At 69.0% G+C, this 23,282-nt stretch carries 31 protein-coding genes and 1 tRNA gene; 5 read left to right on the top strand and 27 right to left on the bottom strand.

The features are described from left to right. Positions 1 to 34 precede the first annotated feature (34 nt). From def to ACFVDO_RS01540, 4 genes are all read left to right on the top strand, one after another. On the top strand, positions 35 to 601 hold the full coding sequence (gene def, locus ACFVDO_RS01555) for a peptide deformylase (protein WP_378858310.1): 567 nt from the start codon (positions 35 to 37) through the stop codon (positions 599 to 601). Between the two features lie 156 nt (positions 602 to 757). Continuing rightward, entirely contained in the window at positions 758 to 925 is a 168-nt protein-coding gene (locus ACFVDO_RS01550; protein ID WP_378858309.1) for a hypothetical protein, read from the top strand. Beyond that, positions 903 to 1,733, top strand: coding sequence for a tyrosine-type recombinase/integrase (locus ACFVDO_RS01545; RefSeq protein ID WP_378858308.1), 831 nt, complete (start codon positions 903 to 905; stop codon positions 1,731 to 1,733). Before ACFVDO_RS01550 ends, ACFVDO_RS01545 begins: the two co-directional genes overlap by 23 nt. Next, positions 1,730 to 1,891, top strand: a complete 162-nt coding sequence (locus ACFVDO_RS01540; protein ID WP_378858307.1) for a DUF6019 family protein — start codon at positions 1,730 to 1,732, stop codon at positions 1,889 to 1,891. Before ACFVDO_RS01545 ends, ACFVDO_RS01540 begins: the two co-directional genes overlap by 4 nt. Here ACFVDO_RS01540 and ACFVDO_RS01535 read toward each other — a convergent pair. From ACFVDO_RS01535 to ACFVDO_RS01430, 22 genes are all read right to left on the bottom strand, one after another. Beyond that, a complete protein-coding gene (locus tag ACFVDO_RS01535; RefSeq protein ID WP_378858306.1) occupies positions 1,888 to 2,205 on the bottom strand; it encodes a hypothetical protein in 318 nt (105 codons plus the stop codon). The genes ACFVDO_RS01540 and ACFVDO_RS01535 overlap by 4 nt on opposite strands. Before the next feature lie 8 nt (positions 2,206 to 2,213). Next, positions 2,214 to 2,387 (bottom strand): hypothetical protein, encoded by a 174-nt coding sequence (locus ACFVDO_RS01530; protein WP_378858305.1) that lies wholly within the window; start codon positions 2,385 to 2,387, stop codon positions 2,214 to 2,216. Positions 2,388 to 2,393: 6 nt separating this feature from the next. Further along, positions 2,394 to 2,993 (bottom strand): hypothetical protein, encoded by a 600-nt coding sequence (locus ACFVDO_RS01525; protein WP_378858304.1) that lies wholly within the window; start codon positions 2,991 to 2,993, stop codon positions 2,394 to 2,396. Then, on the bottom strand, positions 2,990 to 3,748 hold the full coding sequence (locus tag ACFVDO_RS01520) for a hypothetical protein (RefSeq protein WP_378858303.1): 759 nt from the start codon (positions 3,746 to 3,748) through the stop codon (positions 2,990 to 2,992). The genes ACFVDO_RS01525 and ACFVDO_RS01520 overlap by 4 nt, the downstream gene beginning before the upstream one ends. Before the next feature lie 32 nt (positions 3,749 to 3,780). After that, positions 3,781 to 5,463 (bottom strand): hypothetical protein, encoded by a 1,683-nt coding sequence (locus ACFVDO_RS01515; RefSeq protein ID WP_378858302.1) that lies wholly within the window; start codon positions 5,461 to 5,463, stop codon positions 3,781 to 3,783. After that, entirely contained in the window at positions 5,460 to 5,825 is a 366-nt protein-coding gene (locus ACFVDO_RS01510; protein ID WP_378858301.1) for a hypothetical protein, read from the bottom strand. The genes ACFVDO_RS01515 and ACFVDO_RS01510 overlap by 4 nt, the downstream gene beginning before the upstream one ends. Then, positions 5,822 to 7,153: a hypothetical protein gene (locus ACFVDO_RS01505; RefSeq protein ID WP_378858300.1), complete on the bottom strand. Its 1,332-nt coding sequence runs from the start codon at positions 7,151 to 7,153 to the stop codon at positions 5,822 to 5,824. The genes ACFVDO_RS01510 and ACFVDO_RS01505 overlap by 4 nt, the downstream gene beginning before the upstream one ends. A gap of 2 nt (positions 7,154 to 7,155) precedes the next feature. Then, entirely contained in the window at positions 7,156 to 7,659 is a 504-nt protein-coding gene (locus tag ACFVDO_RS01500) for a hypothetical protein (RefSeq protein ID WP_378858299.1), read from the bottom strand. A gap of 16 nt (positions 7,660 to 7,675) precedes the next feature. Continuing rightward, entirely contained in the window at positions 7,676 to 8,086 is a 411-nt protein-coding gene (locus ACFVDO_RS01495; RefSeq protein WP_378858298.1) for a hypothetical protein, read from the bottom strand. Positions 8,087 to 8,091: 5 nt separating this feature from the next. After that, complete coding sequence (locus tag ACFVDO_RS01490) at positions 8,092 to 8,517, bottom strand: hypothetical protein (RefSeq protein ID WP_378858297.1); 426 nt, start codon at positions 8,515 to 8,517, stop codon at positions 8,092 to 8,094. Beyond that, positions 8,507 to 8,851, bottom strand: a complete 345-nt coding sequence (locus ACFVDO_RS01485; RefSeq protein WP_378858296.1) for a hypothetical protein — start codon at positions 8,849 to 8,851, stop codon at positions 8,507 to 8,509. The genes ACFVDO_RS01490 and ACFVDO_RS01485 overlap by 11 nt, the downstream gene beginning before the upstream one ends. A 20-nt stretch (positions 8,852 to 8,871) precedes the next feature. Continuing rightward, positions 8,872 to 10,575: a hypothetical protein gene (locus ACFVDO_RS01480; protein ID WP_378858295.1), complete on the bottom strand. Its 1,704-nt coding sequence runs from the start codon at positions 10,573 to 10,575 to the stop codon at positions 8,872 to 8,874. Positions 10,576 to 10,577: 2 nt separating this feature from the next. After that, positions 10,578 to 11,654: a hypothetical protein gene (locus tag ACFVDO_RS01475; RefSeq protein WP_378858294.1), complete on the bottom strand. Its 1,077-nt coding sequence runs from the start codon at positions 11,652 to 11,654 to the stop codon at positions 10,578 to 10,580. Positions 11,655 to 11,676: 22 nt separating this feature from the next. After that, positions 11,677 to 11,910: a hypothetical protein gene (locus tag ACFVDO_RS01470; protein ID WP_378858293.1), complete on the bottom strand. Its 234-nt coding sequence runs from the start codon at positions 11,908 to 11,910 to the stop codon at positions 11,677 to 11,679. 11 nt (positions 11,911 to 11,921) lie between these two features. Beyond that, positions 11,922 to 13,574 (bottom strand): hypothetical protein, encoded by a 1,653-nt coding sequence (locus ACFVDO_RS01465; protein ID WP_378858292.1) that lies wholly within the window; start codon positions 13,572 to 13,574, stop codon positions 11,922 to 11,924. A gap of 88 nt (positions 13,575 to 13,662) precedes the next feature. Further along, positions 13,663 to 13,983 carry a hypothetical protein gene (locus tag ACFVDO_RS01460; protein WP_378858291.1) on the bottom strand — a complete coding sequence of 107 codons (321 nt, stop codon included), beginning with the start codon at positions 13,981 to 13,983 and terminating at the stop codon, positions 13,663 to 13,665. Positions 13,984 to 14,265: 282 nt separating this feature from the next. After that, positions 14,266 to 15,570: a phage/plasmid primase, P4 family gene (locus ACFVDO_RS01455; protein WP_378858290.1), complete on the bottom strand. Its 1,305-nt coding sequence runs from the start codon at positions 15,568 to 15,570 to the stop codon at positions 14,266 to 14,268. A 109-nt stretch (positions 15,571 to 15,679) separates the two neighbouring features. Next, the gene (locus ACFVDO_RS01450; RefSeq protein WP_378858289.1) at positions 15,680 to 16,522 is read right to left on the bottom strand and encodes a hypothetical protein; all 843 of its coding nucleotides are present in this window, start codon (positions 16,520 to 16,522) and stop codon (positions 15,680 to 15,682) included. 101 nt (positions 16,523 to 16,623) lie between these two features. After that, positions 16,624 to 16,995 carry a hypothetical protein gene (locus ACFVDO_RS01445; RefSeq protein WP_378858288.1) on the bottom strand — a complete coding sequence of 124 codons (372 nt, stop codon included), beginning with the start codon at positions 16,993 to 16,995 and terminating at the stop codon, positions 16,624 to 16,626. Further along, positions 16,965 to 17,222: a hypothetical protein gene (locus tag ACFVDO_RS01440; protein ID WP_378858287.1), complete on the bottom strand. Its 258-nt coding sequence runs from the start codon at positions 17,220 to 17,222 to the stop codon at positions 16,965 to 16,967. The genes ACFVDO_RS01445 and ACFVDO_RS01440 overlap by 31 nt, the downstream gene beginning before the upstream one ends. A 4-nt stretch (positions 17,223 to 17,226) precedes the next feature. Continuing rightward, positions 17,227 to 17,352: a hypothetical protein gene (locus tag ACFVDO_RS01435; protein ID WP_378858286.1), complete on the bottom strand. Its 126-nt coding sequence runs from the start codon at positions 17,350 to 17,352 to the stop codon at positions 17,227 to 17,229. After that, entirely contained in the window at positions 17,349 to 17,552 is a 204-nt protein-coding gene (locus tag ACFVDO_RS01430) for a helix-turn-helix domain-containing protein (RefSeq protein WP_378858285.1), read from the bottom strand. Before ACFVDO_RS01430 ends, ACFVDO_RS01435 begins: the two co-directional genes overlap by 4 nt. 85 nt (positions 17,553 to 17,637) lie before the next feature. Between ACFVDO_RS01430 and ACFVDO_RS01425 the strand changes: the two genes are divergently transcribed. Then, positions 17,638 to 17,946, top strand: a complete 309-nt coding sequence (locus ACFVDO_RS01425; protein WP_378858325.1) for a helix-turn-helix domain-containing protein — start codon at positions 17,638 to 17,640, stop codon at positions 17,944 to 17,946. On the opposite strand, the gene ACFVDO_RS01420 is transcribed toward ACFVDO_RS01425, so the two are convergent. The 5 genes from ACFVDO_RS01420 to dusB form a co-directional block, all read right to left on the bottom strand. Next, positions 17,908 to 17,980 (bottom strand) — tRNA-Asn (locus tag ACFVDO_RS01420). The two genes, ACFVDO_RS01425 and ACFVDO_RS01420, sit on opposite strands and share 39 nt — an antisense overlap. A gap of 97 nt (positions 17,981 to 18,077) precedes the next feature. Next, on the bottom strand, positions 18,078 to 18,848 hold the full coding sequence (locus tag ACFVDO_RS01415) for an ATP-binding cassette domain-containing protein (RefSeq protein WP_378858284.1): 771 nt from the start codon (positions 18,846 to 18,848) through the stop codon (positions 18,078 to 18,080). Positions 18,849 to 18,883: 35 nt separating this feature from the next. After that, a complete protein-coding gene (gene dnaG, locus ACFVDO_RS01410; RefSeq protein ID WP_378858283.1) occupies positions 18,884 to 20,740 on the bottom strand; it encodes a DNA primase in 1,857 nt (618 codons plus the stop codon). Beyond that, on the bottom strand, positions 20,740 to 22,119 hold the full coding sequence (locus ACFVDO_RS01405) for a deoxyguanosinetriphosphate triphosphohydrolase (RefSeq protein ID WP_378858282.1): 1,380 nt from the start codon (positions 22,117 to 22,119) through the stop codon (positions 20,740 to 20,742). The genes dnaG and ACFVDO_RS01405 overlap by 1 nt, the downstream gene beginning before the upstream one ends. Continuing rightward, complete coding sequence (dusB, locus tag ACFVDO_RS01400; RefSeq protein WP_378858281.1) at positions 22,109 to 23,260, bottom strand: tRNA dihydrouridine synthase DusB; 1,152 nt, start codon at positions 23,258 to 23,260, stop codon at positions 22,109 to 22,111. Before dusB ends, ACFVDO_RS01405 begins: the two co-directional genes overlap by 11 nt. Positions 23,261 to 23,282 lie beyond the last annotated feature (22 nt).

Below are 23,282 nucleotides of genomic sequence, written 5' to 3'. Positions count from 1 at the left end.
GGTTCCCGAACCAGGCGCACAGTAGGGTTGTGGCGTGACTGTTCTTGCCATCCGCATCATGGGCGACCCGGTTCTGCACGCACCCGCGGACGAGGTCGGCGAGGTCACCGACGAGGTGCGCACGCTCGTCGCTGACATGTTCGAGACCATGGACATCGCGCCCGGTGTCGGCCTGGCCGCCCCGCAGGTGGGCGTTCCGCTGCGCATCTACACGTACTCCTACGTCGATGACGACGAGCAGCCGTGGCGCGGTGCGATCCTCAACCCTGTTCTCTGGATGACACCGCCCGAGCCCGGCTCCCCCGACCCCGACCTCGAGTCGGAGGGGTGCCTGTCGTTCCCCGGCGAGCGGTTCCCGCTGCGCCGCTCCGAGCGCGTCATGGTGACCGGAACGGATCTCGACGGCGAGCCGGTGCGCATCGAGGTGGACGGCTGGCGCGCCCGCATCATGCAGCACGAGTTCGATCACCTCGACGGCATCCTCTATGTGGATCGCCTCTCGGACAGCGACTGGAAGACCGCGCAGAAGATCGCGCGCAAGCGCGGCTGGGGCCGCCCCGGCAAGAGCTGGATGCCGGGCGTCGACGACCTCGAGGGCTGAGCGGACGCCAGCGGGCCAAGCGCGCCGACACGGAAAGCCCCCGCCCGGAAGGGCGGGGGCTTTCTCTCTGCTCCCCCGGTTGGACTCGAACCAACAACCTGCCGATTTCAAGCCGGTGTCGCTCGACGAGCGCCGCGCCGCGAAGCGGAGCGCCGCGTGAACGCGCGACTGAAGGAGCTGCGCGCGCAGTACCGTGCGGTCTATCGCAACCGCGACGACGCGCACGAGATGGCTGCCCTCGTCTTTGCCTCGGAACAGGCGAAGCAACAACTCGCCGCGCTCTCGGAGCAGGCTGACGAGCATGTCCCCCATACAGAACGATGAAGTCCTCACCAGATACGAGACATGGCTGAGCGCGAGCTACCGCGCTGACGGCACCGTGCGCCTGCGGATGCTCCACGCGCGCAGGCTCGCCCGACGAGTGCAGCTCACCACGGCGACCGAGGAACACCTCGAGCAAGCGATGATCGCGACCCGCGACCTCGAAGCAGCGACCCGACGATCCATCCTCACCAGCTGGCGACTGCTCTACCGCTGGATGACCGCGAAGCGACTGATTGACCGCGACCCGACGTTGCTGCTCGACCCGGTGCCCGAGCGCGTGCGCATGCCGCGCGTCGCGCCGGACGCCGACGTGCAGCGCGCCCTGCTGAACGCGACACCGCGAGATCGCGCCCTCGTGATGCTCGGCCGGTACGCCTGCCTGCGACTCTCCGAGATCGCCACACTGCGGATGCAGGATCGCCGCGGCGACATGCTCATCATCCGCGGCAAGGGCGACCGCGAGCGCATCGTGTACATCAACGACCCGCTGCGGGTCGCGCTCGACGAACTCGAGCAGCAGCTCCCACGCGGGCCCTACTTCCCCGGCGCGACGAACGGTCACCTGCATCCTCAGTCGGTGAACAAGATCATCCACCGGCTCACCGGGTGGAACCCTCACGCGCTGCGCCACGCCGGCGCCACCGCCGCGTATCGAAAGACCGGCGACCTGCGCGCCGTGCAGGACATGCTCGGTCATTCGTCCCTTGCGACGACCCAGCGGTACCTGCACCTCGACGACGACTCGCGACGACGGGTGGCAGCCGCGACGGTGATCGAGATGCCCGTGCGCGCTAAGCTCGCCGCATGACCGACCTTCTGCCGCTCATCATCACGATCATCGTCACAGCTGTGGTCGGCCTCGCCGTGCTGTACTTCGTCATCAAGTCCGCCGTAAAGAACGCGCTCCACGAGGATCGGATGCTTCAGGCGAAGGTGCAGCAGGCGAGAGCCGACCAGCGCCACTAGTTCGACGGGCGGTAGATGACGCCGACACCGCCGCCGATGATGCCCATCACGCTCGAGGCAACGCCGGCGGTGGCGAGTACTTGCGGGGCGATGTCCGGCGCCCAGATGCCAGCGATGCCGGATGCGAGCGCGGACACGGCGGCGACGCCGAGGGTTGTCCAGTAGACGCCGGCGCGCACGGACGGGGCGACCTCGGGCCGGTACTCGTCGTCGAGCTCGTGCTCGAGGCCGGTGCGGTCGCTGGCGATCGCGCCGGCGTCGATGAGTGCTTGCCGCTGCGCGGCGCGCGCGGCACGAATGTCGGGGGTGCTCATGGTGTCTCCTAGATGTTGCTGATGAGTGTGATGATGAGGGCGGCGGCGGCGACGAATGCGGCGACGACGGACGGCCAGGACGGGCGGATGCTCGCCTTGATCTCCTTCACGTCACGCTCGACCGCGATGAGCCGTTCATCGACGCGCGCGACGGCGACGGCTAGGGCTTCGTCTTCGTTCATGCCCGGTCAGAGTCGGGTCATGCCGGCGCTGGCGCGGCGCTGGTTGACGAGTTCCTTGGTGGCGTCCCATTCCTCCTGGGTGACGTTCCTCGGGTTGGCGTAGAACGTCTTGCTCTGGGTGGTGGAGAACCATGCGCTGATGGTTTGGAATGTGAACTCGCCGACGAGGGCTCGGCGGGTCTTCTCGTTCTTGTCGTCGGTGTTGTAGATGCCGTACATCTCGATCTCCTTCGGCTCGGGTGCGTCCGCCTGGGCGGCGGGCGCGGGGTCGTTGCGGTGGGTGTCGCGGGCGAGTGCGTATGTCCAGTGCCAGGGCTCTTTCTTGAGGGGCCTGCGCCAGCCGTTCGCGGTCATGATGTCCGCGATGTGCTTGCCCTCGTCGGTGTCGATCGCGATGCCCATCGGGTGCGGGGATTCGTCGATCGGAGCGGCGTATGCGCCCTCACCGGCCTGCCACTTGTCAATGAGTTTCTGCTGCTCGGCCGGGGATCGGCCGGCCCAGGTGATCTGCAGCGGGTGCCCGATCTGCCGGTCGATGCGGCGGAGGCTCGCGGCGGCATCCGCGCGGAGCCAGCCGCGCCCGTGGCCGAGGTCTGCGGTGCTCATGATGCGGCCTCGATCGTGTCGAGGCGCTGTTCGAGCAGGTCGAGCTGCTGATGCAGTTGCGCGTTCTGTGCCATGAGTAGCGCGATGAAGTCGATGGACGCGATGATGGGTTCGCCCATCTCGTCGCCGTAGACGACGAACGGGGCCTGATCCTCGACTTCGGCGAGTCGTTCGGCGATGTACCCGTATTTCCATGAGCCGTCGCCGCCGATCATCTTGAACCGCGACAGGGCCGGCCAGATGTCGCCCAGGCTGGCGGGGTCGATCTGCTCGATGTCTTCCTTGAACCGCTCGGACGATGCGCCGCGCGAGAGCCGGCCGTCACTGTTGATGTACGCGGCTGTGTACCCGGCCGTTGCGGGCGCCGAGTTCGGGACGTAGATGCTGCCGTTGACGGTGAGGCTGCCTGTGACGGTGCCGCCCGCGGTGTTGAGCTTGGCGTCCACCTTGTCGTCGACGAAGTTGAAACTGTCGTCCACGTAGGCTTTGTCGGCGGCGTGCCCGTTGGATGTCGGTCGCGCGACGGCCAGGTGACCACCGGAGTGGTAGACGGGGATCTTCCCGTCAGCGTCGGCGCTGCTGGCCCATTTGACGAGTTCGAGGTTTGCGCGTGCGCCCTCGGCGGTGGTCGCGCCGGTGCCGCCGTTGGCGACCGGCACCAGGTCGGGGAGCCCGTATTCGGTGATGTAGTCGCGGGTCTTGTTGATCTCGTCCCACCCGTTGCGGCGGTCGTCGTCGCCGGTCAGGATGTCCATGCCCGCTGCGAGGGCGGCGTCTCCGTTTGCCATCAGGGGACCTCCTCAGTCCAGGACGCCCCAATCGGGGAGTCGAGCCATGCCTCACCGGCAGGGATGAGCTGCCAGGCTTCGGCGGGGGTGTCGGTGGTGCGGCTGCTGGTGGTGACCGTGTTGCCGGCGAGGTCGAAGGTGACTTTCTCGGCTAGGCCGGTCTGGATCGGGGTGCCGTCCAGCAGCACGGATAGGGGCTGCTCGGCGTGCTCGTCCCAGTGCGCCTGCCGGGTGACGGTGACCGTGCGTCCACGGCCCTGCGCGCGCGTGACGGCGTACTGTGCACGGCCCGGGCCGGGGTAGGGTGCGGCGACCTCGCGGCGGATCGTCTTGGTCGGGTTGGCGGTGAGCGCGTAGCTGTCGTAGCGGGTCTGCTCGATGCCGTCAGCGTCCGTCCACGTGTATTGCACGACCATGCCGTCGAACCACTCTTCAGCGGCGCGGGAGAGCTTCTCGTCCACCTGCGTGATGTTCACGCCGACGCGGTAGGTCTGGGCCCCGTCCGCCCGGTAGGTGTCGTCGCGGAGCGTCCACAGGCGGGCCTCGTCGCACACCAGCCGGATGCCGGCGGCGATCAGCAGCGGTCGCAGGAACGCGAGCCCGGACACGCCGGCCTGCCAGGTCAGCGACTCCAACGGCCGTTCGATCACGGGCGTGCGGGTGCACGGGGATGCGTTCGCATCCCCAGACCACGCGTACGTGTACCCGCCGCCTGTGCTGTCGCCGTAGAACATCGGGATGCGATCTGCGCCCTCGTAGAGCATCGCCTGCACCCAGTGGTTCTGCCCGGCCGTGTTCCCGTTCGTGGTGACAACGGCGTACGCGTACGCGGCACCAGCCGGCGCGACCGCCGACAGGTGGAACTCAGTCCACGCGGTGATGCTGGTGACTTGTGCGGGGCTGACAGCGTTGGAAAAGTGCTTGCCGTTCTCGTCACGGAAACCGATCGTGACCGTCGTGGAACGGCCCGGATTGGACAGCACACGCACGACGGCGGAATACGGCTTGCCCGGGGTGACGCGCCCTTCCTTCGTCGTCGAGACACCGTCCCACCCGGCGACACCGACCGACGACACACCGGCAGCGGCCGTCCACCGCACCGTGCGCCCACCGAGCGCCGGCGCCGGGGACACGACAGCAACCGAGGTGAGCCCGGACGCCCCGGTGCCATGCCAGTACCCTGCCGCATTCAGAATCCCGGCCGGATTGGAGTTCAGCAGCGCGACCTCCCAATAGCAGGTCACGTCGGCATCCGGCCCGCCCGGCTGCAATGCCGCGCCGATACTGCCCAGCACGTACCCGGTGACCGCGCGCAGGGATGCCTCGTGCGCGCGCGGGCCGGCGTCGTCGAAGTCCTGCGCGAAGTCGTCCAGCAACGCCTCATCCGACGCGAGTTCCACGACCACTGTCGCGTCACCGTGGTTCGGGGTCGCCTCACGGATGCCGAGGTCGAACGTGCGCCCGCCCGCGTCGATCACCAGACGACGGCTGTCGCGCGGGTCGAGAGCATCCAGCAGGGCCGCGTCAGGCAGAGCGAGTGTGATCCCGGCGCCGCTGACATGCGGGGCGCTCGCGACATCCAGAGTGATGCTGCCGGCATCCGTGCGCATCGACACGGGCACGTCCGGCCCACCGCCCACGCCGAGAATGCGGGCGGTGTAATCGGGCGCGGTGACGGTCACGGGGTCACCTCCACGAACGGCACCGTGACGAGCCACCGGCGGCGGGTCGTCGGGTCGAGGCCGATGGTGAGCTGCTCGCCTTCCGGCCCGACAACGAACGACATCCCGATAGACGCCACGTCCGCGTCGGACAGCACCAGCACCTGCGGTACCGAGAGCGCACCGTACGCGGTGACCGCGGCCGCCTCGTCGGCGAACAGGCACGACAGGGTGCCTGAGCGCAGGCCGGGCGCGCGGAAGGTGACATCCGGGCTTGAGCGGTTCAGGATCGGGTGCACGATCGTGCGAACGTCGCGGGTCGCCTCGTACCCGTTCACCTGCAACGGGACGATGACGCCCGTGCTGTGCGCGATGCTGGTCATCCGTTCCACCCGCCATCCGCCGTCGTCACAACGCGCCCCTTGATCTTGATCGTCGTGTCTCGCATCCGCTGCACGAACGCCTTGTACGCGCTGTCGTCCACGTAGGTGCGCGCGGTGACGGTCACGTTCTTGTCCTTCACGCCCTGCACGTTCTTCTCGAACGCATCGACATCGGTGTTCGCCTGCTGGGTCTTCGCGTCTACGACGACCTCGGTGTTGTCGGGCAGTCGGTAGATCGCGTTGCCGAGGTCGTCGGTTGCGCCCGTGGCCACGCCGACGCCGGTCACGTACTCGTACATGGTCTTGCCGGCTTCTGCTGCTCGAGCCTTCAGCTCGCTGAAGATGTTGCTGCGGTCGCGCCACTTGTCGTTCGCGTTCTTCAGCGCGACCTGCTCATCGGACAGCTCCATGAGCCGTTCGCCGGAACCGTATCCCTCTTCGTTGCCCTTCTTGATCTGGTCGCGGTTGTCCTTCAGCAGCGCGTTGGACTGCTGCATCACCTGGTTCAGCGCGTCCTCGTCGCCGGCGGCGGCGCGGAGGATCGTGGTGCGATCGAGGCCGAGAGTGTTCACGTCCTTCATGAGCTCGCGATACTCATCGACGCGATCAGGGTTGAACTGGATGTCGTTCATCTCGCCGATGATCGTCGCCGCCGAGATGTACTTCTGCCCGCCCTCGACGGCTTCCTGCCACGCATCGGCGAAGTACTTCTTCAGGTGCTGCACCTGCTCTTGCTGCTTCTGCAACTCAGCCGTGACGAGCCCCAGACCGACTGCACCAGCCGCGACGGCGGCGGCGCCGGCGATGCCGCCGGCGCTGCCCGTGCCGGCGAGCGTGGCGGCAAGTCCACCGAGGGTGTCCTGTCCGACCTGCCCGAGGTCGGACAGGTTCTCGCGCACGGACGAGACCGCTTCACCGAGGTTCTGCCCGATCTCCTGCGTGACTTCACCAGCCGCATCACGCGCGCGGGATAGTCCGCGTGAGCCGTGCTCGCCGATGTCGTCCACGGCATCCTCAGTCTTGCCGGCCTGCCGCTGCGCGTCCTTCAGCGCGTCCTCGAGTCGGTCGATTGCGCGGGCGCCGTCGCGGCCGGCATCCTCGGTGGAGTCGGCGAGCCGGTCGATGCCGCGCTCGGCATCCTTCGCTTCGTCGCCGATGCGCTCGAGCCCGCGGCCGCCGCTGCGTCCGGCATCCTCGGCAGCGTCGCCGAGCTGCTCGAGCGCCTTGTCAGCGTCGTCGAGCGGGTCGATGATCCCGTCGCGGATGCCGCGCTCGAACGGCTCCGTGTCCGAAAGGATCCTGACTTCGAATCCGTTACCCCTGGCCATGCTCAGCTTCTCCCGTCGAAGGCGTCCATGATGGTGCGCACCGCGGTCTGCACCCACAGCGACGCGACGCGCGGGATCGCCCGCTTCGCCGCCGGATGGAACACGTACCCGGACGGGCGGCGCGCGGGGAACTGCTGCCCGGCGGTGCGCTTGTACGCCTTGCCGCCCTTGGTCTTGGACACGATCGGCTTAGCCGGGGCCATGCCGAATTCGGCGCCGACCGCGAGCCGGGACACCGGCGTGCCGTTGCGCATGCTCCCGGTCTGCCCGGTGCGGAGGCTGATGTTGCGCTGCGTCACCGACACACGTCCGGGATCGACGAGCACCCGCTGCTGCTGCCGGGTGGCGGCGCCGTCGCGGAGTTCCTCGAACCAGATCGGCTGTCCGGCGCGCTTGGTCTGCTGCCCGATCTGCCGCCGCACATCGGCCGGCACCCGGCGCATGGCGATCAGCATCGATCTAACGGGGGAATCGATGCTGAGGCTGATGCGCCAGATGCCGGCCATTTCTGGGGGCCCTGGGTCAGGCCAGCGGGTCGAGGGTCGGCTTGCCGGACACCGGCAGCGTGACGGTCGCCACGGCGTACTGGTTGACGGTGCCGCCGATCGAGCCGGCCGCGATCGTCACCTCGGCAGTGAACGACGGCCCGCCCGCCTTCGGCGCGAACGTCATCGACTTCGACTCGCCCTCGTGCTCGAACAGGTAGCGGGACAGCGCCGCCGGCGTCACCCAGTCCTGCGCGTACGCGAGGGTGACCGCCCACGTCGCCAGTCCCGCATCGGTGAACGAGGCGGCCGGGGTGAGCCCCTGCCACGACTGCGACTGCGACGACGGGTCGAACTGCACCTGCGAGACGTGCGCCTCGTAGTTGTCCGCCTCGACGGTGAGCATGCAGTCCTTCAGCACGAACGGCTGAACAGCGATATCGGCCATGATGGTCAGTCCTCCTGAGTAGCCGGCTCGACGGCCGGGGTGGTTATTGCGACGAACGCGGTGATCGGCTGCATCGCCCACGACCACGTGCCCGCGGGCTCGAGCTTCTGCTTGTCGGCGGTCGTCCACGCGATGTCGGTGGACGGGTCGATTGCGATGATGAGGTCGACGAGCAGCTTCTCGGCGCCGGCCTCGCCGTCCTTGTTGGTGCGCGGATCGGTGATGATCAGGTTCACCTTCGCGGCGAGGATGCCCGCCGGAAGGGGCGAGCCGTTGAACGAGGTATCTAGCCCGACAAACTCGATGAGCAGGTTCGCGACGTTCCCCGTGGGCTTGTCGTCGAGGTCGCTCACGATCTTCCAGTCGGCCGGCACGAGCGGTGCCAGCCGAGCCTTCAGCTCGTCACGCAGGGCAGGGATGCTAGAGAACAAGGCTGAACCCCGATACCGGGCGGATGATCTGCTTGATGGTCTTGTCCAGCGGGTACGGGCGGAACACGAACCCGTCCGCGCCGACCTCCCCCTCGCCGGTCACGCGGCCCGCGTTCCACAGGTTGCGGGCCTGCTGGAGCTGCGCGAGCACGTAGTTGAACGGCGGGTCGGTCGGCCCGCCCTCGACGGGATCGGGAGCGTACTCGAGCACCTGAAGCCGCGCCGTGTCCACGATGAACTCGCAGACCTCGGCGTTGCTGATCGGCGCATCCGCCCACGCAGCAAGCAGCCGCTGCTGCTCTTGCGGCGTGGACGCGCTGTACCAGGTGGCCATGAGTACGCTCCCGATCCGGGTCAGGCGTCGGCGACGCCGACGAGGACGAGGGCCTCGGGGCGCTTCACGAACGTCTGGAGGTAGCCGTGCACGGCCTTGTCCACGCCACCGCGGGCGAGGTCGAGGGCGTCCACCTCGAGCAATCCGCCGGCGGGGCGGTCGAAGTCGATCGCGTACCCGGCGCCGACGAGGCTCGCGCCGGTGTCGCCGATGCCGATGTCGCCGTTGACGACCTGCACGTTGCCGTCCACGGTGCCGTTGCCGGAGGTGGACAGGGCGATGTTGACGAACGCGGGCAAGTTCTGCTCGCCGCCGGCGGCGTAGATCAGCTCTTCGTAGTCGCGATCGTTGGCGATCGCGAACGTCGGGGTGTCGCGGCGCCCGTCCTTCTTGCGCTTCTTGACCGCCAGGATGCCCTGGATCAGGTGACCGAGCGCGTCCGGGTAGTTCGCCGGGTAGTTCGTTGTCGCCGGGGCGATAGGCGCGCCGGCCGTCGCGACGACGTACGACAGGGCGAGGTCGTCCTGCCAGATGAAGTAGTCCTCCTGCTGCATGCGCAGGAACGCGAGCACGAAGTCCATGCCGCCGGGCAGATCCCAGAACTCGCGGGCGATGTCCTCACCCATCGCCCACCGGTCGAGCACCGAGTTGTGCTCGGTGACGAACCCCTTGTTCGACTTGATCGCGGTCTTGTTGCCCGCCCAGGTGCCGTCCATCGGCGCGTCGAGCGGTGCGCCGGAGGTGCCGCGGTGCACCTTGTACCCCTTCTTGCCGCCGGCGTAGATCTCGGCGCCGGGGTTGAACAGGGTGATGTACTCCTGCACGTAGGTGACGCCGGCGGCGATGTCGCCCATCCAGTTGGGCTGGATAGCGGCGCCCGCATCAGAGGTCACGGTGTCGGAGAGCGCGGCGAGAACCTCGACGGCTTCCTGATCCTTGCGGTTCGCGCGCACCGCGGCGATCGCACCCGCGATCTCCTGCATGCTCGGGGCGCGCGAGGCGAGCACCGCGGTGCCGCCGGCGGCGGGTGCGAGGGTGCCGGGGACAGCCCCGGCCTGAACGGTTTCCTGCTGATCGGCCACGGCGGGCTCTCCTTCGGTGTCGTCCGAGACCTCGGTCTCGGTGCTGGTGGTGACGGTGGTGGTCTTGGTACCGCCCTCGACCTCTTCGGTGGAGGACTCCGACTCGTACACGCGGCGGTACTTGCGCCCGTCCCAGTCGGTGTAGATGGACTCGTCGGACGAGCTGTAGGTGCTGATCTCGTTCTCGCCGAGCTCGGCGAGCACGCGTGCCGACTTGAACGCGCCGGCGACGACGAGCGCCGCGCCGGCGAGGATGCCGTTGCGCGCCACCCGGTTGTCGTCGATGTCGGTCTTGAACTCGGCGGACACGGCACGACGGCGGCCCTGCGGGTTGAGCGCATCGGCGAGGGCAGCATCACCCTCGGGAGTGCGCGCGATGGTGAACGCGGCCATGATGCCCTGCGCCGTCTCCCACAGCCTCGACGCCCGACCAACCGGCGCATACCGGTCGTGGTCGGTGTTCAGCCCGACGACGGACGGATCGGCCGGCAGCGCGATCGACCCGGCCTGCACGGTGAACCCGCCAGGCCCTTCCTTCGGCGTGCGCGACGGCTCGTTGAACGGGACGAGAAGCGTCGTGATGCTGCGCTCCTCGAGGCTGGCGAGCACCTCGCCGCCCTGGATGGTGATGTCGTACTGCATGGTCAGTCCTCGCTTGTCTGCTGCTCGGTCGGCTGAGGGACAGACAGGAACCCGGTGGAGTCCACCCGGATCGACTGCCCCGGTGCGCACACGTCGTCGAGCGACAAGCGCGCCTGGATCGCGGATGCGTACTTGGACACGCCGAAGTCCCAGACCTCGGAGCGCTGCCCGCCGTTCTGCACGCCGGTGTATCGCATCTCGGTGCCGCCACCGCCGCCGCCCTGACGGACGGCCTCGAGCATGCTCGCGGGCAGGCCGGACTGGTTGGCGATGTCGAGGCGGTTCGCGTTGCGGCCCGACTCGAATAGGTCGGTGGCGATGGTGCCGGGGGTGTCGATGGTCACCCAGTCCGGCTTGAGAACGGTCGAGCCGCCCTCGGCGGTGCGACCGTCCATGAACGCCTTGCGGAACGCGACCCGCTCGGTGTCGTCCCAGCTGTCCCACTTCTCGGCGGCGAGGGTCAGCACGGTGAGCGCGATGGGGTTGTTGATGCGGTCGCGGTAGGCGTCGCGGATCGCTCGGGCGTCTTTGATGTCCTGCACGCCGTCGAACAGCAGGCCGTTCGACCCGTAGCCGAGGCGGATCGGCACGACCCGCTGAAGGTAGTCGCGGTTCACAGCGGCGTTGACGGTGATCGTGCCGTCGTTCTCGAGCGTCCACAGCGCTCGCGGGATGTGCAGCGCATCGACCGGCAGATTGTCCGGGCCGAGCTTGAAGCCGATCGCGGCCCACCCGGACAGGAACAGGTCACTCGTGACGGCCCAGCGCAGGTCGCGCGGCGGGATGCCCGTCGCCGTGTTCACCAGCCACTCAGGCTGATCGGTCAGGCGGGTGTCGCCGTCGTAGGCGAACCAGGGCATGTCGGCGATGACGGTGCAGATGATGTCGTGTGCGCGCTTCACCGCCGGCACCCGGAGTGCCGTGTCACGGGTCACGGCATCCGGGGCGACGGGGAGAGCATCCGCGATGAACAGAGTCTCGATCGAGTCCTGCGGGGAGTACCAGGACAGCAGGCCACCCGTCGCCGAGCCGGCGAGGGGGACGCTACGCGCCGGTGCGAGGAACGACCAGAAACCCATGCCTCACAGGCTCGGCCCGACCTTACACATTCACGGGCCGCGTCGGCGTGTCGCTCTCGTCTGGATGCCGCCGCGCGTACATCTTCGCCGCGTTCCTGGCCCTGTATTCCCCGCGGTGCGTGCGCGCCTCGTGACCGGATGCGGACTGGTGCGCCGCGCCCATCGACGCGGCGAACGCATGCCAGTGCGGGCATGCGGTGCAGGTGATGTGGACGCCGCCGGCGGAGCGCTCGAGGAGGATGCTGGGTCGAGTCATGACGAGGCCTCTCAGAAGGTGAACACGTTGGTCGGGTCTACGCGCTTGGGCGCGTCGGCGAGGAAGTGCAGCGCGAGCGCCGCCGCCTCGAGCGGCGTCACGTCCGCCTCGGGATCGTCCTTCGGCGCGCCGAACCGCCAGGTGCCGTAGTTCCCGAACGCCTGCCGGGTCGCGATGCGCATCGCGCGCTCGAGTTCGGGGTTGGCGTAGATCACCAGCTCGTCGAGCGCGAGCGACCGCATGAACTCCGATGCGCTGCCGGGGATGTCCGCCGGCCGCGTCGGCTTCAGTACCGGCCGCGGTGTGGCGATGCCGAGCTTCCGCTCGGCGATGTCTTCGGTGTGGCCGCGCTTGTCGTACCAGAGCGGCGCGCCGGTGCGGCGCAGTCGGAGCAGGATCTCATTGTCGAGGCCGACGAGTCCCTGCTGCCACCACCACAGCGCGACGGCCCGCTTCTTCGGCGCGGCCGTCGTGCCGGCGAGCTGCTCGGCGGTCGTCACCAGGTCGGCCGGCGGGGTGTAGTCGAACGCGATCGCGAGGGACGCGCTTGTGCCGAGGTGGTGCACCTTCAGCGCTGCGGCGAACCGCTCGGGCATCTCGGCAGGGAACGACTCCTTGGTGAGCGCGCGGGCGAGCTGCGTCGGCGGGATCACGACATCCGCCGCGCCCTCGAGGCCGAACTGCCCGCCGTACTCGATCAGGAAGTCGTCGAGCGGGAACTTGTCGAACGACCGCTTCGGCGCGTCGGCGAGCGTCGTGAACCCCATGCCCGGGTGCGTATTCTCGATCCACTCCCGCATCCGCCCGCCCGTCGCGCCGGTGCGCGGGTGCGGCATGTCCGGCTCCCACGACACCAGCTCGGCGCGATCGACGGTCTCGGGGATGCCGTGCCAGAGCACCGCGGCGTCGTCGTCGTGCAGGTTGTCCCACAGCAGCTGGCCGGTGCGGAACTTCGCGCCGGTGCCGGCGATGACGAATTGCGCGTCCGGCTTGGTGTCCATCGTCGGGATGACAGCACGGTTCACGTCCTCGCCCTGCTCGACATCCGCCTCACCGCCCTCGTCACCGAACGCGAAATCGAACCCGCCGGATCGGAACATGTCACCGTTCGGCGTGCCGACGCGGAGCAGCGCGCCGGTGTCGCGGAACTCGAGCTGCTCACCACCCTTGGACAGCCCGACCGCGATCGGGCTCTTGCGACGGTCGGGCCACAGCTTGTCGAGGTGCTTCACGATGTCCTCGCGGAACCGCTGCCCCGCCTTCATCCCCGTCGTGAACATCGTCCACCCCACGGTGTAGTCCTCCCGCGACCAGCAGCGGCCCATCATCACGCACTGCACCGCCGTGGTCTTGGTCGAGCGTCGCGGCTCGAAGATCACGTTCAGGAACGTGCCGGCGGCGAGCAGGTCGGCCACCATGAGCTGCATCGGCGACGGCCCGTACCCGAGGTCGCCGGCGCGCTGCCGCTCGTCGAGGCGGAGCAGCCGCGCCCCCTGGATGAACTCGCCCCGCGACCGCTCGTCGGTGTGCATCCGGTCGAGGCGGATCGGGCTCAGGTGCTCGATGCGGGAGCGCCACTCGAGCCACGTGCCCTCGTCCCACAGATCGGTCAGCGTCGGCGTCGCGGTGAGCTCGCGGCCGGCGGCGAGGTTGATCGTCGTCATGATGTCTCCGAGTTCAGGGGGAAAAGAGCGTCTTGGAGCCGAAGGCGGGGGTTGCACCGGCTCTCAAAAAAGACCGGCTGATCAGGTGTTACCACGGTGCGAGTCCGGCACCGCCCCGGCGTGCGGCAGGTCGAGGCGTGGGTCGTGCGCCGCGTCGTGCGTTCGTGATCGCGGCGCCGAGCTTGCCGCCCGCCGAGCGGTTGCAGGTCACGCACTCGGGCGCGAGGTTGTCGCGCCCGGGTCCGGCATCCGGGTCGAGGTGCCCGACGTCGAAGCGCATGCCTGGTTCGATCGGTCGGCCACAGCGCCAGCAGCGCACCTCGGTGCCGAGCTTCCACGCGCGGCGCACCTGTGCACGCACGATGCGAGCGTTCGCGATGAACACCGGGTCGCGATGCTTGTCGGTCATGGTGGTCCTCACTGGTCAGGGCGGTCAGGGCAGTTCCCCTACTTCTCTCTGTTCTTTCTCTTGCGCGAGAGTAAGTAGAGATAGGGCTGACCGCCCTGACCACCCCTCCCCCCGCATGGGATCGAGGGCTGACCACAGGGCTGACCATGCCCTGACCACTGCCCTGACCACCCCTCATTCCTGAGAGCTCGCTCTGAATATGTGGGGCGCGGGGAGCGGGCTGGTCAGCCCCTGCCCTGACCACGGTCAGCCCTGACCAGCCCGATGCGGACCACGAGGCGGTCATGCGCGGTCCGCCGTGAGCACCACGCTGATGCCCTGGTAGTGGTGGATGCGGCCGCCGTTGATGCGAGGCCGGGTGCCGAGGATGCCGCGCTGTTTGAGCCGCTGTGCGAGGGAGCCGGAGTTCATCGTCTGGTAGCCATTGCGGCGGCACCAGGTGTCATACACGCGGTAGACGTCGTCCTTCGGGCTCGTCTGATCGTCACCGAGCACCACAGCGTCGTCCTCGTCCAGCCAGGTCAGGAACGGGTCCGCCTCGTCGTGCATGCGCGTCGTAGCGGCCTGGGCGGCATCCGGCGGCAGGAACCGTCCACGCGTCATCAGCCGGCGCAGACCTTCCATCGCGTAGTTGAAGATCGCCGGGATCTCGTCGGTGATCAGCGACTCGTCGTACAGCGGGCCGGTGTTGTCCTCGGACTCGACGACGTTCGGGAACTCGATCACCATCCACCGCCGGCGCCACCCGCGCGACGTGTCGGAAGTACGGAAGAACTCGTTCGTGGCGAACAGCGGGACCGCGTAGGGCACGAACTCGAACGCCTGCCCGTGCTTGTACGCGGCGCTGATCGAGTCGCCGCCGGTGATCTCCTTGAGGATCTGAGGGTCGCGCAGGAACGACGACGACAGGTCACCACTGATGTTCGCCGTCTTGCCGTACAGGTTCGCCGAGGCGAACCTGTCCTCGACGAGCTGATGCATCGACACGCTCGAGTAGTTCGCCTTGCCGAGCATGGCCCGGATGATGCGCATGAGCGTGCCCTTGCCGTCACCACCGCCGCCGAAGAACAGGATGATCTTCTGCAGCGGGTTGCCCGTCATGAGCAGGTAGCCGAGCACCTCCCACAGGTGCCGGTGCATCTCGGCGTCGTCGCCGAACACCTGCTCGAGCCAGGTGCGGAACTCGTGCGGCTTCGCGATCGGGTCATGCTCGATCGGCAGCATCGTGAGCGCGCCAAGCATCTCGTTGTGCGGGGTGAGGCGGTCCTCGCGCCACCAGTACACGCCGTTCTCGAGCACGATGTGATCGAGGTAGCCGCGCGGCAGCTCCGGCAGGCCGACCTCGGGGAGGTCGATGTTCAGCAGGTGCGCGGTCGCCTGAGTCTCGACGTTGCGCGTGTACGTGGCGCCGAGAGCGGCGGCGCACCGGCGCGTGACGACGCGCTCGTCGCGCACGTACACGCCGTCGCGGTATTCGTAGAGATTGCCCGCGAAATCGCGCCCGAGCTTCGTGGGTTCGCGCGCGATGTGATCCGCCAGCAGGGTCGCGTCGAATCGCTCCGTGGTCGGGTTGATGAAGCTCGGCATCCGTCACGCGCTCCTGTCGGGTAGTTGGTCTGAGGGGACGAACCGGACGCGGGACCGGGGGTACCAGTCGCTCGCGTCCAGTTCGTCCTCGTCGAGCAGATCGAGCAGGTCAGGGCACATCGATCAGACGATCCGAGAACAGCGCGATAGCGCTGTCCTGGAGCCTCGCGACGGTAGGAGCGAGGAAGTCCCGAGCGGCGTCCCGAGCGGCGTCCCGAGCGGCGTCCCGAGCGGCGTCCCGAGCGGCGTCCCGAGCGGCGGCCCGAGCGGCGGCCCGAGCGGCATCCCAAGCGGCGGCCCGAGCGGCGGCCCGAGCGGCGTCCCCAGCGGCGGCCCAAGCGGCGTCCCGAGCGGCGTCCCCAGCGGCGGCCCCAGCGGCGTCCCAAGCGGCGGCCCCAGCGGCGTCCCAAGCGGCGTCCCGAGCGGCGTCCCGAGCGGCGGCCCCAGCGGCGTCCCAAGCGGCGTCCCAAGCGGCGGCCCAAGCGGCGGCCCCAGCGCCGTCCCCAGCGGCGACCCCAGCGGCGACCCAAGCGGCGTCCCCAGCGGCGGCCCCAGCGGCGCGCACCACGGTGCCGGCCGCTCGGGCGGTGGCGATGTCCACGATGGGCGCGAGCGCTTCGACGGCATCCGCGTGCTCAGGGATGGACAGACGGAGGAACGTCGGCAGGTAGGTGCGGATGAGCCAGTCGAGCGCGATGTACGAGCGCTGCTCGTCCTTGCCGTCGCCGGCGGTACCGATGATGCGCGGGATGAGAGGGGCGAGCTGCTGCCGCTTGTCGTACGGCAGCACGTCATTCAGGGAACGGCCGAATGAGCCGAGCACGGGAGACACGCACTCCGGGTGGTCGCTGAACGGTTCGCCGGCGACGAACGATGCCGCCTCGAGCAGGCACATGCCGGCCTCGGGTGTGCGGTGGCCGCCAGCGTCGAGGGTGATGGTGTCAGTGTTCATTGCGGTTCTCCTTTGAGGTCGTGGCCGCGTGTCGCTCGACGAGCCACCACGCGAGCCAGAGGGCGGCAGCGAGCGGGATGCCCGCCGCCGGGTCGATGAAGTCAGGCATTGGGATCTCCGTCGGCGAGGGCGTTCGCGAGCTGGCCGAGCACGGCGCGCGCGTCGTCGAGTTGCAGCCGGACGATCTCCCAGTCGATGCCGCGCGGCTTCTCGGGCAGGAACCCGAGGTGGAACTCAACCTGGTGGATGTGGTTCAGCGCGGCGCGCACGTCCTTCCACATCGACACGGTGCGGTGATCGGGCCGGGTCGCGGCCGCGGTGTACGCGAGCGGCTCGCCCTCGACATCCGTCCACTTGTGCGACCCGTCCGGCTGGTGCAACAGCCGCTTAGACGGGGCGATGATCGCGGCGACCGTCGTGCCGCACTCGCACCGCACCACCGTCAGGGAAGTGTTCTCAGACCGTCCGGCCATAGCCATGCTCCGTTCTCGTCGCGGCCCTGCGAGGCACGCATGTGCATTTCGTGGAGTTCTTCAGGGGTGTAGTTCGCCGCCGCGTACCAGTGGTCGCGATCGACGGTGACCCGGTACAGCTCGTCGCGCAGACGCTCGATCTCGCGGAGCGCGAACGCGAACCGCGCTTGGTCGTGCTCGAACGTGGAGCCGTGCTCGACGGTGCTCGGCAGGTACCGGTCAACCACGGCATCACCGGAGCACCAGCACGGCGACAACCGCGATCGAGATGCCCAGCGCGCCACACACGGCGCCGAGCGCCGCCACGGCGTGCTCCCGATACGTCCGCACCGGCCGCCACGTCGCACGGCGGGTCATGACGCCGGCTCCCAGGGCTCGCCCGCGATGAGCGCCTCGACGGCCTCGGACGCGAACAGCAGTGCGCCGCGCCGGCCGGGCAGTCGCTTCACCGGCGGGAGCTTGCCGGATGCCGCCCATCGGGTGATCGTCTTCACCGAGACGCCGAGGGCAGCGGCGGCCTCAGCGCTCGTCATTGCGAATGTCGTGGGCTTGGTCATGTGACAAACGATGACACTCGCTTAGGCAAATGTCAAAGCAAGGGACTCTTGCGGCGAGTCGGGAATGTGTCCTATCGTTTGACACATGAGCATTGCGATTGATGATCGGCGGCGACCGACCTTCGGCCTTCGGCACCGTCTGGTGCTGGCGCGAGAGGTCGCCGAGCTGGATCAGTCCGCCCTGGCCGAGGCGCTCGGAGTCTCGCGCCAGACCGTGAGCAACTACGAGCGAGGCTTCACCGCACCGCGCCGCGCGGTGTTGCTCGCGTGGGCAATGGCGACCGCCGTGGATGCCGACTGGCTGCTCACTGGGAACGACGAAACCCCGCCCACTGGGGACGGGGTTTCGGGTCAGCTCCCCCGGTTGGACTCGAACCAACAACCTGCCGATTAACAGTCGGCTGCTCTGCCAATTGAGCTACAGGGGATCATTCTCGGCTTGCCACCCGCGAGCGGGCAACTCGACAAGCTTAGCAAACTCCGGCGGCCCTCAAGAACACGGCGGGCACCCCGGGCGTGCCGCGCTCAGCGCTGCGAATCGGCCTCCGCGTTGGGAGCCCAGATCAGGTCCTTGCCCACGCCGCGCGCCACCACGTGCCCGCCGCGGAGCATCAGCGAGGCGGCGTTCAGCTCGCGGATGAAGTCGGCGTCGTTCGTGACCATCAGAGCGGCCATGCCGCGCTCCTCGCGGCGGCGGGTGATGGCGTCGAACACCACGTGACGCACCTCCAGGTCGAGGTTCGCGAGCGGCTCGTCTGCGATCAGCACGCGAGGCTCCATCACCAGCGCACGCGCGATCGCGACGCGCTGGCGCATGCCGGCACTGAGCTCGTAGGGGAACTTGTTCGCCGCGCCCAGCGGCAGGTGCAGCTCATCGAGCAGCGTCGCCACCCTGATCGCGAGCGCCTTGCTGTTGACCCGGCGCTCACGGAGCGTGATCGGCTCGCCGATGATCTCCCCTGCGGTCAGCCGCGGGGGCAGATCGCCACCGGCACCCTGACCTACGAAGCCGGTCAGTGCGCCCAGCATCCGCTTTCTGCGCCCGCCACGGCGGGCGTCGATACCGCAGACCTGCGCGCGACCGCCGACGATCCGCAGAGAGGGATCCGTCGCCCCTGACAGGGCGACCACCAGGGTCGATTTCCCGGAACCGGTGGGGCCGCCGACGCACAGCAGCTCGCCCGGCGGGAGGGTGAAGGTCACCCCGTCGACGGCTCGGGTCACGCCGCCATGTCCGATCCGGTCGATGACCAGGTCGGAGCAGTCGATCGCGGCGTCGCTGACGGGTCGAGGCATGTTCCCATCCTGCCCGACGGACGCGCACGTTGCGCTTACGACTCGGAGAAGCGCTGCCTCTCGGCATCCAGATCGCGCAGGCGGACGCGCAGAGCGCGGCCACCGTCGGACTCGGCGGGCACACGCTGCACGGCTCCGAGCAGCTCGTTCTTCTCGCGCTCGATGCTGCGCAGGATCAGCCGACGGCTCAGATCCGTGGCGGAAGCCACGGCGCCTTCCTCGTCGCGCGCCGGGAACGGCGTCATCAGCAGCTCCCCGGCGAGGCCGCGATACGGCTCGCGCACGGCGTCCGCGGCATCCGTCGCCCAGCCGACACGGCTGCGGTCCGCCGTCGCGACGACCGCTTCGCGGACGGCCTCCAGCCCCGGATGCCGGAACGACTCGGTCAGCGCCCGGTCCAGCAGCGCCGCATCCACCCGATGCCCGTACTGCAGCACCCCCATGAGGGCGTCGCGCTCCAGTGCGACGTCGCCGGTACGCGGCAGGTCGGCGAGGCGAACGCGAGTGACCATCGGCTCGTCCGAGCCCTGACCCTGGGGCGCCGGGGCCTCACGCCGCTGCTGCTGGGCGCCACCATGCGCCGCGCGCCGCACCTCGGCGTGCACGGCGGTGGGATCCATGCCCAGCCGGCGCGCGAGGACGCGCTCATAGCCCGGCCGGAGAAGCTCGTCGCGGATCTCGGCGACGATCGGGGCGGCGGCACGCAGCGCGCCCACCTGCCCTTCGACGGTGGCGAGATCGAAACCGCCGAGCTTGCGGTCGATCGCGAACTCGAACATCGGCACCTTGGTCTCGATGAGGCCGCGCACCGCGGCATCTCCGCGCTGCAGGCGCAGGTCGCAGGGGTCGAGACCGTCGGGGGCGACGGCGACGAAGGTCTGCGCGGTGAATCGGGAGTCCTCCGAGAACGCGCGCAGCGCGGCCTTCTGGCCCGCCTCATCGCCGTCGAAGGTGAACACCACCTCACCGGACGCAGAGACATCGCCCATCACGCGGCGCAGCACCTTGATGTGCTCTGTGCCGAAGGCGGTGCCGCACGTGGCGATGGCGGTGGTGACGCCGGCGAGGTGGCACGCCATCACGTCGGTGTACCCCTCGACCACGACGACCCGGCGCGGGTCACCACGGGCGATGTCGCGCTTGGCGAGATCGAGGCCGTACAGCACCTGCGCCTTCTTGTAGATCGGCGTCTCGGGGGTGTTCAGGTACTTCGGACCCTGGTCGTCGTCGAAGAGCTTGCGCGCGCCGAAGCCGATCGTCTGACCGGTGACGTCGCGGATCGGCCACACCAGGCGGCCGCGGAACCGGTCGTAGACACCCCGCTGGCCGGTCGAGACGAGGCCGGCGTTGCTGAGCTCCTCCCGCGTGAAGCCCTGCGCGGTGAGGGCCTTGAGCATTCCGTCCCAGCCCCGAGGGGCGAAGCCCACGCCGAAGTGCGCCGCGGCGCCGGAGTCGAACCCGCGCTGGCCGAGGAAAGCCCTGGCCGTCTCGGCCTCGGGGCTGAGCAGCTGGGAGCGGAAGAATTCCGCAGCCGCGGTGTTCGCCGCGTAGAGCCGGCTGCGCCCGCTCGTCTCGGGTGCGGCACCGCCGTCCTCGTAGTGCAGGGAGTAGCCGATGCGGCCCGCGAGGCGTTCGACGGCCTCGGTGAAGCTGACGTGATCCATCTCGCGCAGGAACGAGTAGACGTCGCCGGATGCCCCGCATCCGAAGCAGTGGTAGAAGCCCACCTGCGGACGTACGTGGAAACTCGGGCTCTTCTCGTCGTGGAAAGGGCAGAGCCCCTTCAGCGACCCCACGCCCGCCGACTTCAGCGCGACGCGCTCCCCCACGATGTCGGCGATGTTCGTGCGCGACTTCACCTCGTCGATGTCGGCCTGCAGGATGCGGGGCATCAGTGCGCCCCCTCGGCGGAAACCGCGACCCGAGCCCGCGCCCCCGGCCGGGCGTGCCGCGGCGACCAGATGCCGACCTCGGCCGGATCGATGTCGCCGACGAGGCGATTGTGCCAGTCCACCGCGGTCTGGTCGGTGAGGCTCGCGATCTGATCGACCACGACCCTCGCGCGCTGCTCATCGGTCTGCGCGTCGTGGAAGTCGGCGGCGAAGGCGGGCTCGAGCACGTCGGCGCCGGCGGTCCAGAGCGCATCGGTCGACCACAGCGCGTCGGCGAGACGCTTCAGCACTCGGCGCTGCTCCTTGTAGACACCGCGGCGCGCGTCGATCGTGACGATCGCCTGCCCCATGATGCCCTTCAGTACCGCGATCTCGGCCTCGACCACGCGCGGGACGACGACGTGGGCGTTGTACCGCGCGAGCGAGGGCCCCGCGTAGGCCTCACGGGTCGCCGACACGGATGCCCGGGCGAAACGGCCGATCATGTCACTGGTGAGGTTCTTCAGCCGCGCGAGGTCGCGGCGGGAGCGGTCGAAGGACTTCAACCACATCGGCTGCGTGTTCAGCCGGTACAGCGCGTCTGCGAGTTCGTCGCGGGTGAAGTCGTACCCGACCCACTGCTGGATGCGGCTGACCAGGGCATGGTGCTCGACCGGGTCGGCGAGCTGGGCGACGTCGAGGTAGCCGTTCACGATCGCGTCCTCGAAGTCGTGCACCGAGTACGCGATGTCGTCGGAGAGATCCATGATCTCGGCCTCGATGCAGCGCAGCCGTCCCGGCGCGCCCTCGCGCATCCAGCGGAACACGGCCTCGTCATCGGGATACACACCGAACTTCAGACGGCCGCCGGGGTCGGGCACGGGGTTGTCGACGGTCCAGGGGTACTTGCACGTGGCGTCCAGACTCGCACGGGTGAGGTTGAGTCCCACCGAGTGATCGCCGTCGTCGAGCACCTTCGCCTCGAGCCGGGTGAGGATGCGCAGCGACTGCGCGTTGCCCTCGAAGCCGCCGATGTTCTCGGCCCACTCGTTCAGCGCCCGTTCGCCGTTGTGGCCGAAGGGCGGATGCCCGAGATCATGGCTGAGGCAGGCGGTGTCGACCACGTCCGCGGAGACGCCGAGGGCGATCGCCAGTTCGCGCCCGACCTGGGCGACCTCCAGCGAGTGCGTCAGGCGGTTACGGGCGAAGTCCGCCGTGCTGGCCGGGCTGAGCACCTGCGTCTTCGCGGCGAGGCGGCGCAGCGCAGCGGAGTGCAGCACGCGAGCGCGGTCGCGGGCGAAGTCGTCCCGCTCGGAGCGGTGCGTCTCGGCGAAGAAGCGTTCGGAGTCGCGAGCCGAATAAGGCTCGGTCCCCGAGCCTGCCGTAGGGTCAGCCGCCACTGTTCTCGGTCTCCGCTCCTCGCATCATCTCGCCCGTGTCCGCGCCGATCTCCCGCGACTCCAGCCAGCCCTCCGGCAGCGCCGTGCGCTTCGGGGAACCGGCCCGCCCGCGCTGGCCCTCGGCTCCGACGCCCGGGTACGGCGCGTCGCCGAGGGTGCCGAGCAGGTCGTCGATCTCCTGCAGTGTGGATGCTCGTGCCAGCGCCGCGCGCAGCTCGCCGCCGACCGGGTAGCCCTTGAAGTACCAGGCGACGTGCTTGCGGATGTCCTTGCAGCCGCGATCCTCGTCCTCGAAGAACTCGACCAGCAGCTCCGCGTGGCGACGGAACGCCGCGGCCACGAACTGCAGCGTGGCGTCGACGGGCGTGCTCGGCGCGCCGAACGCGCCGGCGAGCTCACCGAACAGCCACGGCCGACCGAGGCACCCGCGACCGACGACCACGCCGTCGGCCCCGGTCTCGGCCATCATCCGCACCGCGTCGTCGGCGGACCAGATGTCGCCGTTGCCCAGCACCGGGATGCTGGTGACGGCCTGCTTGAGCTCGCCGATCGCCGCCCAGTCCGCGTGGCCGGAGTAGTACTCACCAGCGGTGCGGGCGTGCAGCGCGACGGCCGCGGCCCCGGCATCCTCCGCAGCGCGACCGGCCTCGATGAACGTGAGGTGGTTCTTGTCGATGCCCTTTCGCATCTTCACTGTCAGCGGCACGTCACCCGCGGCCTTGACGGCGCGATCGACGATGTCAGCGAAGAGCGTGGTCTTCCACGGCAGCGCCGCCCCACCGCCCTTGCGGGTGACCTTGGGCACAGGGCACCCGAAGTTCAGATCGATGTGATCGGCGCGGTCCTCCGCGACGATGATGCGGACGGCCTCGGCGATGGTCACCGGATCGACGCCGTACAGCTGGATCGAGCGCGGCGTCTCTGATTCATGGTGCTGGATGAGTCGCATCGTGATGGCGTTGCGCTCCACGAGCGCGCGCGAGGTGATCATCTCGCTGACGTAGAGACCGGCGCCGTACTCGCGGCAGAGCCGACGGAAGGCTGTGTTGGTGATCCCGGCCATGGGGGCGAGGACCACGGGCACGTCGAGAGCGATCGGGCCGATGCGCAGAGCGCTGGCGGGTGCGGTGGCAACAGACATATCCCCTCCATTCTCCCAGAAT

The organism is Microbacterium sp. NPDC057741 (genome assembly GCF_042798735.1).
Classification (GTDB): Bacteria; Actinomycetota; Actinomycetes; order Actinomycetales; family Microbacteriaceae; genus Microbacterium.
The sequence above is the reverse complement of the archived record's forward strand: the minus strand, read 5'-3'. Positions and strand labels throughout refer to the sequence as shown.